The 15,399-nt window shown below is 42.9% G+C and carries 11 protein-coding genes; all 11 read right to left on the bottom strand.

What is annotated here, in order from left to right; all coding sequences use genetic code 11:
- Nucleotides 1-21 precede the first annotated feature (21 nt).
- Entirely contained in the window at nucleotides 22-990 is a 969-nt protein-coding gene (xerA, locus tag ABUA34_RS04615) for a site-specific tyrosine recombinase/integron integrase (protein ID WP_117551461.1), read from the bottom strand.
- A gap of 109 nt (nucleotides 991-1,099) precedes the next feature.
- The gene (locus tag ABUA34_RS04620) at nucleotides 1,100-2,143 is read right to left on the bottom strand and encodes a restriction endonuclease subunit S (protein ID WP_173794566.1); all 1,044 of its coding nucleotides are present in this window, start codon (nucleotides 2,141-2,143) and stop codon (nucleotides 1,100-1,102) included.
- 490 nt (nucleotides 2,144-2,633) lie between these two features.
- Complete coding sequence (locus ABUA34_RS04625) at nucleotides 2,634-4,145, bottom strand: class I SAM-dependent DNA methyltransferase (RefSeq protein ID WP_022216761.1); 1,512 nt, start codon at nucleotides 4,143-4,145, stop codon at nucleotides 2,634-2,636.
- A gap of 303 nt (nucleotides 4,146-4,448) precedes the next feature.
- Nucleotides 4,449-5,144 carry a YczE/YyaS/YitT family protein gene (locus ABUA34_RS04630; protein ID WP_349822917.1) on the bottom strand — a complete coding sequence of 232 codons (696 nt, stop codon included), beginning with the start codon at nucleotides 5,142-5,144 and terminating at the stop codon, nucleotides 4,449-4,451.
- Nucleotides 5,141-5,602, bottom strand: a complete 462-nt coding sequence (locus ABUA34_RS04635) for a MarR family winged helix-turn-helix transcriptional regulator (RefSeq protein WP_022216762.1) — start codon at nucleotides 5,600-5,602, stop codon at nucleotides 5,141-5,143. Before ABUA34_RS04635 ends, ABUA34_RS04630 begins: the two co-directional genes overlap by 4 nt.
- Nucleotides 5,603-5,775: 173 nt before the next feature.
- Nucleotides 5,776-11,091 (bottom strand): glycoside hydrolase family 9 protein, encoded by a 5,316-nt coding sequence (locus ABUA34_RS04640; protein WP_349822918.1) that lies wholly within the window; start codon nucleotides 11,089-11,091, stop codon nucleotides 5,776-5,778.
- A 134-nt stretch (nucleotides 11,092-11,225) separates the two neighbouring features.
- Nucleotides 11,226-12,197, bottom strand: a complete 972-nt coding sequence (locus tag ABUA34_RS04645; RefSeq protein WP_055144663.1) for a bifunctional riboflavin kinase/FAD synthetase — start codon at nucleotides 12,195-12,197, stop codon at nucleotides 11,226-11,228.
- A gap of 12 nt (nucleotides 12,198-12,209) precedes the next feature.
- Nucleotides 12,210-13,112, bottom strand: coding sequence for a tRNA pseudouridine(55) synthase TruB (gene truB / locus ABUA34_RS04650; RefSeq protein WP_055273491.1), 903 nt, complete (start codon nucleotides 13,110-13,112; stop codon nucleotides 12,210-12,212).
- A gap of 84 nt (nucleotides 13,113-13,196) precedes the next feature.
- Entirely contained in the window at nucleotides 13,197-14,144 is a 948-nt protein-coding gene (locus ABUA34_RS04655; protein ID WP_349818310.1) for a DHH family phosphoesterase, read from the bottom strand.
- Nucleotides 14,145-14,177: 33 nt separating this feature from the next.
- Nucleotides 14,178-14,591: a 30S ribosome-binding factor RbfA gene (gene rbfA, locus ABUA34_RS04660; RefSeq protein WP_015534838.1), complete on the bottom strand. Its 414-nt coding sequence runs from the start codon at nucleotides 14,589-14,591 to the stop codon at nucleotides 14,178-14,180.
- Nucleotides 14,592-14,599: 8 nt separating this feature from the next.
- On the bottom strand, nucleotides 14,600-15,399 hold an 800-nt coding region (locus ABUA34_RS04665; protein ID WP_502880260.1), incomplete at its 5' end, for a translation initiation factor IF-2.

Here is a 15,399-nt window from a genome sequence, read left to right on the forward strand (position 1 = left end):
TATATATCCACAACAAATACATCATGCAATATACCGTCTATGCGATACCTTTACATTATTTTGATTAACTATCGCGTACTGCATAGTCGTATCTATCTGTGAGTGTCCCAATATCTTCTGCACCTGCTCTATCGGCATTCCTTTATCGATAGCTCTGGTTGCCATTGTTCTTCTAAATTTATGTGGATGTATTTTGTCTATATTCAATTTTCTTCCCAGTTCTCTAACTCTTATCTCAACTCCACTTATCTTTAATCTTGCATGCGGCGCATCAAGAGTGACAAATAAAGCTGGATTATCATCCGTCCTGCTCTCTATATATTCTTGCAAATGCAGCTTTGCCTTTGCATCGAAATAAACTCTTCTTTCCTTATCACCTTTACCGAATACTATGCATTCCCGCTCTTCAAAATCAATATCCGATATATTTAAACCTACCAATTCGCCTACTCGTATACCGGTTGAATACAATAGATCAATCATGGCAAGATCCCTGACGCACGTACAATTATCACGAAGTTTTTCAATCATTTCATCAGTTATAGTTTCCTTAACTGGCTGTTTCGTCTTTATTTTATGTATTCGCCTCATAGGACTCTTCAGTATGTAGTCCTCTTCTTCAAGCCAGCTAAAAAAGCTCGACATATTTCTCCGGACATTGTCTACAGTTACTTTGCTGCAATTATTAACCTTCTGATAATCAACAAGATACCCTCTTATCTCGTCAGTCGTTATCTTTCTGATAGGTGTGTCAATACTTCCAAGCATATGCTCAATAGTAACACGATAATACTGCAAAGTTCTTTCAGAACATCCCTCAATCTGCTTTGCGTCAATAAACATTTTCAAATATTCTACATTAGGGATTTCTTCTGTCTTAGCCTCATTCTCTGCCAAATGTTTAAGTAACGTCTCCTGTAATTTCTTCATCTGAGATATATTCAGATAATCTGCCATCTCGTTAAGTATCTTGACTAATTTTTCTTCCATGCTAGTATTCTCCTTTCAGATTCTACCAACATCCTTCACCAGTCAAACCTTATTTAATTCTTATTTCTATACATTAAACACATTTTGAGCAAACATATGCTATAAATTATTATCCAAAATATTTCTGCATCAAACTATCAAACAATAACTGAGCCTCATCAAGGGCCTTTTGTACAACAACTTTTGATTTGTCGACTTGGTGGACGAAGGCGGCAAACTGTTCTTGAAGTTCTATTGGTGGTAAGGCAATGGGTATTGTATCCAAATTTGCCCTATTTAACTTCTTCTGATCAATTCCTGTTACCCAGATACTAATATCCATGAAGTTGATATGATACATTAAATAAATCATATTACATTCATCGGTACATTGCTGAACATGCGCGTGATTATTTACCCATATTTTTCCAGACGCTAAAAAAGCAATAGGTTTACTACGCAATTCTAAAGCCTTTCCATCTTCAGAAATCAAAAGGAAGTCACCGTCTTGTCTATAATCATTTATGTAATCTACAATCCCAGTTGCCCCATAATATGGATATATCCCTTGCATTCTTTTTCTATCTGCGTCTTTTACTGGCTTTCTCTTAGAATCAAGATTAATAGTAATATCTTTAAAAGGCTTTCCTCCCCATCGTTCAGATCCATATTTTACATCACCAAACATCTCTACAAATCGGGCTTTGATAAGGCTATCTAATAACTCTAACTCCCTTTTTCTTGCACTAATTACTTTTTCACATCGTCCTAAGATTTCCACGATATTTTTTTGCTTATCGAGTGAATCATAATTAAACTCTTCACTTTTATAATCTTTAAAGTAAATATGAGGTATTGTCGCACCAGAAAAATACTTTTCCAAATGCATATGCCCTACAACATAATATAGATATTTTGGCAACACATTATCTTTTGGCAAAAGATATTGCATTGTTCCAATAACAGACGATTTAGCCGTATGAAACGTAGTTCTTCCAATTCCTGCCCCATCTTTAACAATAGCAACATATGGTTTTTCCTGATGATAAAAATCCACATTTCCTATATAACCCGAGGCCCCATAAATTGGATAATCACCTGTCATCCCCAAAATATCTGATTGTTTTAAACTAGAAGAACCTCTTTCACATACATCTTCTAATTTCAATTTCATCTACACTATTCCACAAGCTCGCCATTTATTTTTATGTTGTATGCCGAACATATGTTTGTTATAGTATATTTGGTGCTACCCTATTCGGTAGGCGGTTAGCCTTCGCCACAGGAGTTTATAGCCTGTGTTAACATAGATAAATCCACTTGTGGAAATCTATACGGAGGTTTGTGCTTATGCTTACAACGGAACTTTTTATAGCCATCATCAGCTTATGCATTACATGCTTTGCTCTTGGTTATGCCGTTGGCTCTAAGAGCAATGATAAGAAATAAGACAAAAAAGTAACCGCCCTGTCCTGACAAAACTTGGCGGTTACTTTTTTGTAAGCGTAATATCAGGGCTAACCGTCTATCGGTAGCACCTTTTAATAATATATTAGCATCCAACCGCTTTCATGTCAAACATATATTCGATTGTCATTTACTCATACAAATACGAATTTGCTAAAGTCGAGTTTGTTTTCCCCTTTCCTAATATTTTCAATAAATTACTGGTTATCATCAGCCAACAATTTCTCAAGTTCATCCATTTCCTGACTTATCTGTCTCTCCAAATCTCTTATATTTGCCATTATCTCAGATGTAGGCGGATACTCTACTGGTGTATACTCTACTTCCTTGTACTTATTGATGCTGAGGTCGTAAGCATTGTCCACTATCTCTTCCTTTGACACAAAGAATGACTTGTCCGTTCGCTTTCTGTCATTTTCTTTGTCAAGATGTGCAAATCTCTCTATTATGTCAGGTATATCGTTATCATTTACCGGTGTTCTCTTATCGTCAAGACTGTATCCGTCTGCTGTCATATCATAGAACCATACTTTGTCCGTTCCACCGTGATCTGTCTTTGTAAATATCAGTATCGCAGTTGACACTCCTGCATATGGCTTAAACACTCCTGATGGCATGGAGATGACTGCCTGAAGTTTCTGATTTTCCACTATTTCTTTACGGATTGCCTTATGTGCTGCAGACGAGCCAAATAGCACTCCATCCGGAACTATACATGCACATCTGCCGCCTACCTGCAATATCCTTATGAACAATGTAAGGAACAGCAATTCTGTCTTCTTTGTCTTGCACATCTTGAGAAGATCTGCTGAAACTGATTCAGCATCCAGACTTCCCTTGAACGGTGGATTTGCAAGAACAAGTGTATATTTATTCTTATCACTATTCTGATCTGATAAGCTGTCTCTATATTCAATACATGGATTATCTATACCATGTGTCATCATATTCATAGCACCTATACGAAGCATCGTTCTATCCATATCATATCCATAGAACATATGATTCATATAGTGATCTCTATTTGCTTTGTTATAAAAGATGTCTTCTTTCTTCTTTTCTCTGAGGTACTCCCCTGACGCAACAAGGAAACCGGATGTTCCACACGCAGGATCACATATCATCTCGTCTGCTGCCGGATCCATCATCTCAACCATCATACGGATGATGTGTCTCGGCGTCCTGAACTGACCGTTTCTTCCAGACTGTGCTATCTTTGAAAGCAAATATTCATATACATCGCCTCTCACGTCAACTGACTGGATTTCATTCATCAATTTATATATCTCATCCAGCGAATCAACAACCTTCGAAAGAAGAATCGGTGTCGGAAGCTTGAATATGGCATCATCCATATATTTTGAATATGCGCTGTTCTTGTCACTATGAAGATTTTTTATAAATGGGAAAACCCATTCCTGCATGACACTGTACATTTTCTCAGCAGGAAAATCCCTGAATACAGACCATTTGAGTTGCTTTCCGTCAATGTTTCTGTCTCCTATCTTCACCTCATCAGCAAATATACTGCTAAACGGAAGCCCTAGCATCTCGCATTCCTTTGCCTTTTTGTTGTCCACATCATCAAGATCATGGATAAACATAAGATATGTTATCTGCTCTATAACCTCAAGTGGATTGACAAGTCCACCCGCGGCAAATATGTCCCATAAACTGTCTATTTTATTCTTCAAATCCCCTGTTATCATTTGTATTCTCCTTTGCACATACAACAAACCAAAATTTGTATGGCTAAATTATACACCACGTAATATCAAAAGCAAACAAATAAAACTCCCCAGACTAGCCATTTATGAAGGGAAAATAACAGATATGGAACATCATATAAATGCAAATGAGCCATACGACAGTCAGGCATACGTAGACGAGCTCACACGGATACCCGATGATTTCGACGACTTCAAATACAATGCAGGCAGATTGCAGTTCTAATTGGTAATTTTGATTACCATTATAAAATAGTTTATACGATACAATTTTATCCAAAAGTCCTAATGCAATTGCTCCATTCTTTCCCTGAGCACTTCCTCCTCAGTGTATGTGTGCTTTCCAAGAAGTTTATCTCGTTTTCCGCCAAATGCCTTATTCAACTTACCCAGATTGAATCCAACAAGGAATGCGGCAATAACCGTACCGGCGCCCACGCTTCCAAGACTATGTATGCAGATCAGACATGTTACGACCGACACAGCCACCATAGAACAGTCAAATCCGATCTTTACCTTTGAAAATTCAATGTGTGTGACCTCTGAGACAGCCTGCATAACACCCTCCCCGGCAAGTGGGATAAGATTCGCCGGCAGATAAAAGAATATTCCGCCTGCTATGAATATGGTACTCACAAGCATCAAAACAACCCTGACAACTATGTTATCTGTTGATGGCAGAAATGTGGCAAGATAATTGCAGAATGTCGTGAAGTATCCAAATACTACTCCAACCACTATCTGAAGGAGATTTATCGGTTTGAAATTCTTTCGAAGTATAATGATCTGTATAAGCACCAATGCCGCATGGAATATGATCGTTGCCTTTCCCATCTCGATTCCCCATACACATGTCATCGTATATGGTATAGAGCTCACCGGCGACACTCCCAGATTGGATTTGACTGAAAGTGCTATTCCTATAGTCATAATAAACAGTCCAACAAAATACATTGGGATTCTTACCTTCATGTTCTTCATCTCTTACGTTCCTCTTTTCTGTTGTCTTTTTCGCTGCCCTTCATATTGTCGTACACCCTTACAAGAAGTGACTGCAATTCTTCCGTCTCTTCCGCGGTAAATCCCCTCAGTGCCACAGATTCAACTAAGTCAAACTTCTTATTGAGCATCTCCACATACTCTCTGCCCTTATCTGTCAAATACACGTACAGGGATCTTCTGTCCCCTGACTTTGTACTTCTCTGTATATAACCTTTATTCTCCATGCCACTCAACACAGCGGTTATCGATGCCGGCTCTATATGACATCCCGCCGCGATATCCTTCTGACACGCCCCATCATGATCCTTCAGATAGTCCAGCACCTTGGGCTGTCCCATGGTGAGCTCTGTATCCTTTATCTGACTCAGCAATGCCTTCTGCACCATGAAATGATCCGCCATCAGCAGATAATGTATGGATTTTGTATGTTCGTCCATATGGATTCTCCTCTCCAGATAGTTATAATTCTAATTATTAGAATGCTAACGATATTATACACATATTTTTACCCATGTCAAATCGAACTTCGGTCACCTCCATACGCACAAAAAAGATCCGGGATCATATGAACCACCCCGGATCTCCAATTATTCTTTATTTTATTGAGCCTTTATTTCTTTATGACTGCTTTCTTTGACACTCCTCTTTTCAGAAAGATTGTCTTATAACTCTTAAGCTTCTTCGACGGAACCTTGACGGTCATCTTGGCGTATGTCCCTGTAAATGCACCAGATCCAACTGTTTTTCCTGTCATCTGTGTATTCTTTATCACTACTGTCCTGAGCTTCTTACATCCATAGAACGCCTTGGCACCTATAGTCTTGACGTTTTTGCCCAAGGTCACCTTTGTAACCTTTACATTCTTCTTGAACGCCGCTTTTCCTATCGCTGTGACCTTAAATGTCTTGCCACCAAGCTTTATAGTGTCAGGAACCACAACTGTCTTGGTCTTCTTGACAACAGATACGAGAGTTACCGTTCCCTTGCCATTCAGGGATGCATTTGTGATCTTGTACTTGTAATTTCCATTTGCATAGATCTTACCCACAGCCGCAGTTATGTCAAAATACTTTGTCTGTGTTCCACTGTAATTACCGATTCCCATTATCACAACTTTTGCCTTGCCAAAGTCTTTATTTGACGAATATGCAACTCTGTAATCCTTGCCCGCTGTGAGTGTCCGCTTGCCGCAGGTAACCTTCACCGCTGGTGTTATTGCTTTGCCTGTATATACAGCCGACTTTGTGATTGTCACAGAGGCTTTACTTATCGCCTGCTTGTTTATTGCAAATGTAAAAGTCTTTGAGCCCTTATATCTGCCCTGACCTTTGACAACTACCTTTGCTGTACCGGCATTGGTATTGCTGCTATATGAAACTATATAGTCAGTTCCCGCATCAAGTGTTCTTCCACGTGATACAACCTTTACGGCCGGTCTTATCGCTGCGCCTGTATATGTAGTCTTGTACGAAGCATTTCCAGTTGCCGCAAATGTAATATTTGCATCAACGCTTATATCCACAACTATCCATGTCCATACAGCCTTAAATGTTATATCCTCTGATACAGCGCCGTATGCAGAATCAGCATTATAGCTTGTTCCGGCTTCATCCTGCCATGCCAGCGCATATCCAGCCCTCGATGTCTTGTAATCAGTACCATCAGACATGGTGATATTTATTTTCGACAGATCAAGAGTTGATCCCTTGTTTACAGATGACGCATACAACTGGTTGCCATTCTCATCTGTGAACACAACCTTTACCATGGTTACACTGTCGCCCTTGCTGTCTACCGGATCCTTGGAATAAATTGGATCTCCACCTATTGACACATCGCCATCAACAATGATCGTTCCATCATCTGACTTTACGCCAAATGAATTTCCACCGGCTGATCCGGATGCATCCGCCGTAACACTTCCACCAACCAGTTTGATAGAATTGTCTGCTGAGATTACCGACTCCCCATCGCCAAGTCCTGATGACTTTGCATCAACAGAGCCTCCGGTGATCTCCACATCCGATGCCGATATTGCAGAAGATACGGAATCTATGCTGTTGCTTCCTCCAGCTATCTTCACCGTTCCTGCAGATTCAATTCCCTTGCCGTCGGACTTTATCTGTATATTGTCTATCTCGATATTTCCATCTGCCTTGATCGCAGCCGCACCCGGTGTCGCCGTTGATATCTTGGAAGATGTATCCTTTCCAGAAACCTTTACATCCGCTGCGTTACTGTTATCGCTTACACATGTTATACCATCAGCAATCTTATTTTCTCCGCTTACCTGTATGACAAATGTTCCAGAATTGCCCGGACGAACCGTGATCTTCTTTACAGTAGCATTGTCCACGGTTATTCCACTTGCATTTACGGTATCGACAATTACATCCTCGCCATTGCCTGTGATCGTGTAATCCTTATTCTCGGTAAATGAAACTGATATGATTCCACCAGACTGTGATACCTTTACTGTCGGATTTCCTTCACTGTCAACGAGCGCTCCAACATATCTGCTGTCATTCAGTCTTCCGATATCAATTACGAAAGGATCTGATAAAAGTGTAGTCACCCCAAGTGCCTGGCTGATCTGACCAGCCTTGACATTTGCAGTTTCTTTTACTCGGCTATACACATAATATGTAGTAAATTCCTTAAGCCCGGTAAACTGAGCATCCTTCTGCCATACAAGCTTTGATTCAACCATATTCTTATCGCCTGATATTGCATACTCAATCTCGCCTGCTGCTCCTGACACCTGACCGCTGACGGTCACCGAATCAGATGTTACTGAAGTTTTTGTCAGAGTGACAACGGCGGTATTTTCTCCCTTTGCCACCGTCGCCTTAAGTGTTACGTTCGCTGAGCCATTTGCTGTTGATATAACCAGTGTATCACTGTAGATTCCGGCGCCAAGACCGTTTACCGGTTTCACAGACACTGTTGTTTTATTCCCTGCAGAAATCTGCCCTGCTGGTGATGAAACGATCTGGAATGCCGTTCCATCCTTAAGCTCGGCCTTTACATCTGTAAGGGTTGTCTCCCCGGAGTTTGACAGCTCAATAGCTGCATGATTCGCATTTGTATAGCCATATACGAGGTCTGTCCATGCCTTGGCATCACTGCTACATGACAGCTTTCCAGGAGTGAGTACCTTGACAACACAATCCGATTTTATTTCCGAGCCATCCTTAGCCGTAGCTGTGATAGTTGCCGTTCCGGCTGCGAGGGCTGTAATCTTGCCATTCTGTACGGATACCTTAGCCTTATCTGAACTTGACCACACAAGGGATGTATCTTTTGCATCAGCAGGTGTTATCGTTGCCTTGATCTCATCACTGTCACCCACATTAAGTGTTATGTATGTCTTGTCAAATGAGATTCCTGTAACCTTTACGGCCGGTGTCTCTGACGGAGTCTCTGTGTCTTTCTCAGACGTTGAACCCGTTGTTGATCCAGTTGAGCCAGTCGATCCGGTTGAGCCAGTTGAAGGATCCTTCGTGTCGTCCTCTGTTGTCATGTCTCCACCTGACTCCCCGCGTATCGTCCTGAGCTCTGACGACACCTCGCTCTTTGGAACCACCTTCTGTGCTGCCTTCTCCTCATCTGTTCCGCTATTCTTCACATACAGATAAAGTCCAGCTGCTGCACCCACAAGGCTTGCATTATAATCCAGTGCAACCTCGTTCTGGTTATAATCTTCTGAGTTGTCTACATAGGATGTACTCGAACCCGCCGGGCCGCCAACCAAAGCGCCGACTAGTACATGTGCCTGCTTTGTATATGCATTTCCAGTTACAGAACCCTGATATCCGCTTGAGGCTCTGTGATGAGGGTACTTTGATGAATACTTGTTGTAACCGACAACGAAACACTTTGAACCTGCATTGTTGCCAAGTATGTACCTCATCTGACCATTTGCCCATGATGAATAATCATTCTTCCCATATATAGTATCATACAGAAGACCTGTCATCTGATGAGCAGTGTTATATCTCGCCGATCCCCAGCTGTCTATCAGGCAGAAGTTGTTATCTCCTGACTGTGTCTTGCTTGCTATAAGTCCTGACTGGTTCTCCACGAACACACTCTTCTTTGATGAATTAGGACTGTAGAGCAGAGCCGCCTGAGCCACGTTATTCCAGCAAAGAGCCCAGTTAGGATTTGTTCTGCCACCATATACATTATTGTATTTTGTTGCATATGCTGATTTACCTGTAGCCTTGTACAGAAGAGCCGCCGCAAGGGCGTAGTCATCTTCCCATGAATCCGAATTATAGAAACCAGATGCCGGACCCGAGCTGTTCTTCTTAGCCTTAGTATCCGCATATGTGAAAAGCTTCTCCGCATAGGAAAGCGCTTTCTTATCCTTGTAATTTATATAATATGCCGCAAGTGCCGCCGCTGTCTCTGAAACGATATCTGTACACGTATCCGAATCAGATGTGAATGTTGCCTGTCCACTTCTAGATGACTGCTTTTCCGGAGCTCCCCAGTATCCATGATCTACATTTCCATCACCGACCTGGTAACAGAAAGCCCGAACCGAGCCATCACTTCCAAGGACTGTGCATCTCTCGAAATAATTAACGAATCTGTCCATGATCCTCTTGTAGTGTGCCTCTGTAGCAGTATCCGCAAATGCCTCAGCAAACTCCATGTGAGCAAGTCCTAGGACCGTAGCCGAATATGCCTGTGGCAGACCAAACTTGGCATGATCTCCCGCATCATGGTATCCACCGCTGACATCCACAGTCTTTCCATTATATGTTGTTTTTGCATCCTCAGTATGGCAGTTTGATCTCCAAGAGAACTCACTCTTTGCAGATACATCACTTCCGCACATATTCGCATCATAAAGATACAGTGACTCCTGAAGAAGCTTTGCATAATTGTACTCAACATCTGTATTGATCTCACCTGTGTTGTCCCCGGCTCCGCCAGATGATGATGAAAGCGAACCGATAAATGAGTCAAATGCACCTGACTGTGAGCTGTAGTACACCTTGACACCTGTTATAGACACACCGTTTGCCGTACCTGTGTAGCCAAGCTTTGAATATCTCACGCTCGAACCGGCATTTACTGCACCTGACTTCTTGGATGTGTTTGGATATATGTACAGCTTTCCATCACTGAATACCCCCTTGAGATCTGACCAGCTGCTGTAATCCTTAACTGCAGTTACCGAACCATTCACATCAGCTACCGCTATCCAGTCAGCTATGTATGAATTGCTCTTGTTATTTATCGTTATCTCTGTCTCGTAGTAGCCATCTCCCCTGGCTGTTCCATCTCCATCGGCAAGGCTTGCAGTTACGCTTGAACTTGTGTTTCCAATTGAATCAAGATCTGCACTGCCTGAACCGCCTGACTCCCCTGACGAACCGCCCGAGGTGCTCTTTGTTCCTGAGAGAACCGCTGACACGATCCTGAATTTGATCGTGCTGTTCTCCTGAAGATTGGCAACCTGTATACCAAATGCCACCTTCTCCGTGCTGGTTGTGCTGATAGATGCCAGATCAAGTACGGTCTCAAACTGACCGGTCTTGGACAGATCGATCCACTTGTCATTATTTGACCATGAAGACCCATATGATGCAAATGGCATAACTCCCGCATTCTGTCCACTTGCAGCGGTAAATGTATCAACCGCATATGTGATCTTGAGCGTCTTGTATCCCGCATCCGCAATAGCCTTCATAGATGCAAGATCTGATGACGGCGAAAACCTGATCTCCGCCTTTCCATAATCACTCCACTCATCTGTTGCCGCAGTCACCGTCTTCCAGCCGGTGTCCGGTTTCAGATCCAGCGTGATGCTCTCCGCCTTAGCTGTGATCTCCGGCCAGGTTATACTGCCGATGATCATGCATAAGGTGAGAACATATGCCAGGATCCTGCTCGCTGCTTTCTTTCTCATTTTACTTTTCCTCCTTGTACTTCCTTTTTCCTCCTAAAAAATACCCTATTATTAAAAATATAGCACAGAAAACATCTTCATGCGACCCAATAATCCGTCATTATTTATACGCATAATTACCAATGTTTTCTGTGCTATTTTACCAATACTTTTTTAGCAAGTATTCTTTTTGAAGTTTCTATGTCATTTGCCATCTGGGCCTTGAGCTCATCCAGGCTTCCAAATTTCTTCTCACCTCGGATCTGCTCGATAAGCTCCACCTTGATGACCTGTCCATATATGTTCCTGTCAAAGTCGAAGATATTCGTCTCTATGGTGATATTTCCCTTGTCGTTAACTGTAGGATTGTCTCCTATGTTGGTGATTCCCATATAGACTCTGAAAGGATCCTCATGTCCCGTATGCTTCCCCCGGATTATCCTGATCCTTGAAGCATACACACCAGCCGGCGGGTACAGCTTGCGCTCCTCCGGCAGCATATTCGCAGTCGGTATTCCTATTGTCCTTCCAAGCTGTTTACCGGACACCACTTCACCTGTCATACTGTACGGTCTGCCGAGCATCGGAATGACCGACCTCACATCTCCCTCAGAAATATTCTTCCTGATGACAGTTGAGCTGACCACCTCGTCATCCTGTTCCAGCTTGTCTATGACTATGACCTTATATCCATACTCGTCCGCATAGCTTCTGAGGGTATCCACATCGCCCTTTCTGTCTCTGCCGAATCTGTAATCGCTTCCAACCACGACATATCCGGCCCGCATCATGTCCACCAGAACATCTCTGATGAACGCCTTCGGCTCTGTAGCCGCAAATGCATCATCAAACGGATATTCAACCAGGACGTCAACTCCGGTATCCGATACCACCTGTGCCTTCTCGTCAGATGTGTATATGGTCTTCATATTGCTCACATCAAACACATGATTCTCCCTCATGTCAAATGTGAACACAACGCCCATATATCCCTGTCTCTGAAGCTTCAACACCTGCTCTATCAACAGCATGTGTCCCTGATGGATACCATCAAACTTGCCCAGGGCAACCGCCGTGCGCTCTGTGCTATTCAGTTTTACCTTCTTCGTGTCCTTTATATGAATCATAACTGTCTGTCCTTAATTACTCACCGGAAACATCTTAAATGGCACATACTGCCTCTTCTCATCGCTGTATTCATACAGTGCCGCAAATCTTCCATTCTCATCGAACACCTTGACATAGGTATCCCTGTGTATCTTATTCTCGGCAAATGCATCCGCACTGAGCTTATTTCCATTTGCCAGAAGCTTAACACCCTTCTCAGCTATATGAAGCTCCGGTATATCCGGCATGAGCTTATCCGTTGTTAATATATGCTGCATGAGTGTCCCGTCATCCCTTGCCTTCTCCACCTCATCAAGCGTCAGACTTTCTTCTATAGTAAAGCCCTTCACCTCGGTTCTGACAAGCTTCTCCATCACAGCACCGCAGCCAAGCTTTTCTCCTATATCCCTGCACAGGCTTCTGATGTATGTTCCCTTGGAACAGCTCACATCAAATGTCACTCTCGGGAGTTCTACTGACTGTATAGTAATCCCATGTATCGTGACCGGTCTCGGATCCCTCTCAATGACCTGTCCGGCTCTTGCCAGTTCATAGAGCTTCTTACCATTCACCTTGATGGCTGAATACATCGGTGGGATCTGCATGTAATCGCCTACAAAACTCATCACCGCAGCCCTGACTGTCTTCTCATCAGGATATACATCTGTCACGTCTGTCATGACTCCTGTCACGTCTTCGGTGTCACTTGTCTTTCCGAGAAGCATGGTACATGTGTATGTCTTGTTCTTCTCAGTGAGCAGGTCGCACATCTTCGTAGCACTTCCCAGACACACAAGAAGAACTCCCTCCGCCATGGGATCGAGAGTTCCGGTATGACCTATCTTTTTCTGTTTTAATATACCACGGAGCTTTGCCACCACATCAAATGACGTGAACCCCTGCTCCTTATATATATTGATAAATCCATCTATCATAACTATTTCAAATCCAATCCAAAGTCTTTTACATCAGTCTGCTGTATCAGTACCTGTTCCAGATCACATCTTTTCTGCAATTTATCAGCCAAGCTGTTTCTCTATATCCGCAACTATCTCCGCAACTATCTTTTCCGGATCACCTGACATATTGCATCCCGCAGCCTTCACATGGCCGCCACCGCCGTGGCTGCACGCGATCTCACTCACGTTCACGATATCATTTGCCCTGAGGGATATCTTGTAATTATCCTCACCAGCCTGATACATGAAGAAAGCAACCTCAGTACCTGATGTCAGTCTGAGCTGATCCACGATTCCATCCGTATCCATCTTGCTGGCACCAAATCTGTCAAAGTCCTCCTTTGTCAGAAGTGTATGGGTTATCTTTCCATCTGCAAACTGCTTCATGTTGAGAAGCGCATAGCCCAGAAGCTTGTTCTGTATGAGCGTCTTCTTGTAGAAGGTCTCATCTATGACAAAGCTTGGTCTTGCCCCCTTCTCTATCAGGATTCCCGCTATAGTCATGGCTGCCCTTGTTGTATTGCTGTGCTTAAACACTCCCGTATCGTGGACTATTCCGGTATACAAGCACTCTGCACACTTCTGATTGATCTTATCAGCGTCAAGGAGCTTGAATATAGCTTCCGCAGCGGAGCACGCATCACTTTCCACATAGCACACATCACCAAAGCCCTTATTGGACACATGGTGGTCTATACACAAGGTTCTCTTCGCAGTCTCATAATATCTGACAAATGGTGTGAATCTGTCCATATCTCCGCAGTCAAGCGACATAAACAGATCATAGGTCTCGTCATCTGCCTCATGCTTTACAGTAGATGCACCATTCAGGAACATGAATACATCCGGGAATTCCTGAAGATATACCTGAACCCTCTTGTCAGGGTAATTGCTTGTAATATAGTTATACATTCCAAGTGTTGAACCTATACAGTCACCATCAGGATTGATATGTCCTGTTATGGCTATGCTGTCTGCGTTCTCTATCTCCCTTATAAGATCGTTCATGATATACCTCCTTTTAAATTCTCATATTATATCCTACTCTTCAAACTCATCTTCACTCTCTGAGTTTTCATCTGTACTCTCGTCAGCATCGCCATGCTTTCCGAGAGCCTCATCTATCTTGTGGGACATACTGACACCATACTCTATGGACTGGTCCATGATAAATGTTATCTCCGGTGTATTGCGCAGATTTACAGAATGAGCAAGCTCTCTTCTGATATATCCCATTGCGCTGTTCAACCCTGCAAATGTGGAATCAACAGCATCCTGGTCACCCAGGACACTGATATATGCCTTACAGAACTTGAGATCAGGTGTGACAACCACATCAACGACCGAAGTCATAGGTGATATTCTTGGATCCTTGATCTCACGGCTGATGATCCTGCTGAGTTCTCTCTGGACCTCACCGTTGATCCTGTTATTCTTTACACTGTTTTTTCTCATATCTATTACTACTTTCTAGGCACCTCTACCATCTCGTATGCCTCTATCTGATCTTCCTCTGCAACGTCCTGGAAGTTCTCGAATACCATACCACACTCAAAGCCGGACTTAACTTCCTTGACATCATCCTTGAATCTCTTGAGTGAAGCAAGCTTTCCTTCAAATATAAGATTGCCCTCTCTGGTAATCCTTACGCTGCAGTTTCTGTTGATTGTTCCGTCGAGAACATATGAACCGGCAATGACACCGATACCAGAAGCCTTGTATGTCTGTCTGATCTCTGCGTGTCCGATGACCTTCTCCTCATATATAGGATCAAGCATACCCTTCATTGCTGAATCAATATCCTCTATTGCATTGTAAATGACTCTGTACAGACGAACATCTACCCCCTCGCTGTCAGCCATATCCTTTGCTCTCGCATCCGGTCTGATATTGAAACCGATTACGATGGCATTTGATGCTGATGCAAGAATTATATCTGACTCGTTGATAGCACCTACACCTGCATGTATGCACTTGATAACGACCTCGTCATTTGAGAGTTTTAAGAGACTCTGCTTAACGGCCTCAACTGAACCCTGTACATCTGCCTTGATGATGATCTTGAGCTCCTTGAGGTTGCCGGCCTGGATCTGGCTGTACAGATCGTCAAGTGACATTCTCTGCTTTGTATCTGCAAGAAGCTTCTCCTTACCCTGCGAGATATATGTCTCTGATATGGTTCTTGCTTCCTTCTCATTGTCAACTGCCATGAATATCTCGCCTGCATCAGGAACTGTGTTGAGACCCTGGATCTGTACAGGTG

The organism is Coprococcus sp. RTP21428st1_C9_RTP21428_210409 (genome assembly GCF_040227395.1).
GTDB lineage: Bacteria > Bacillota > Clostridia > Lachnospirales > Lachnospiraceae > Coprococcus > Coprococcus aceti.

What these genes read in the sequence shown, in the direction of transcription:
- ABUA34_RS04630 (WP_349822917.1), bottom strand. Translation starts at nt 5,144, where the DNA reads ATGAAGAACATGAAGGTAAGAATCCCAATGTATTTTGTTGGACTGTTT.
- rbfA (WP_015534838.1), bottom strand. Translation starts at nt 14,591, where the DNA reads ATGAGAAAAAACAGTGTAAAGAATAACAGGATCAACGGTGAGGTCCAG.
- xerA (WP_117551461.1), bottom strand. Translation starts at nt 990, where the DNA reads ATGGAAGAAAAATTAGTCAAGATACTTAACGAGATGGCAGATTATCTG.
- ABUA34_RS04625 (WP_022216761.1), bottom strand. Translation starts at nt 4,145, where the DNA reads ATGATAACAGGGGATTTGAAGAATAAAATAGACAGTTTATGGGACATA.
- ABUA34_RS04655 (WP_349818310.1), bottom strand. Translation starts at nt 14,144, where the DNA reads ATGAACGATCTTATAAGGGAGATAGAGAACGCAGACAGCATAGCCATA.
- ABUA34_RS04635 (WP_022216762.1), bottom strand. Translation starts at nt 5,602, where the DNA reads ATGGACGAACATACAAAATCCATACATTATCTGCTGATGGCGGATCAT.
- ABUA34_RS04645 (WP_055144663.1), bottom strand. Translation starts at nt 12,197, where the DNA reads ATGATTCATATAAAGGACACGAAGAAGGTAAAACTGAATAGCACAGAG.
- ABUA34_RS04620 (WP_173794566.1), bottom strand. Translation starts at nt 2,143, where the DNA reads ATGAAATTGAAATTAGAAGATGTATGTGAAAGAGGTTCTTCTAGTTTA.
- truB (WP_055273491.1), bottom strand. Translation starts at nt 13,112, where the DNA reads ATGATAGATGGATTTATCAATATATATAAGGAGCAGGGGTTCACGTCA.
- ABUA34_RS04640 (WP_349822918.1), bottom strand. Translation starts at nt 11,091, where the DNA reads ATGAGAAAGAAAGCAGCGAGCAGGATCCTGGCATATGTTCTCACCTTA.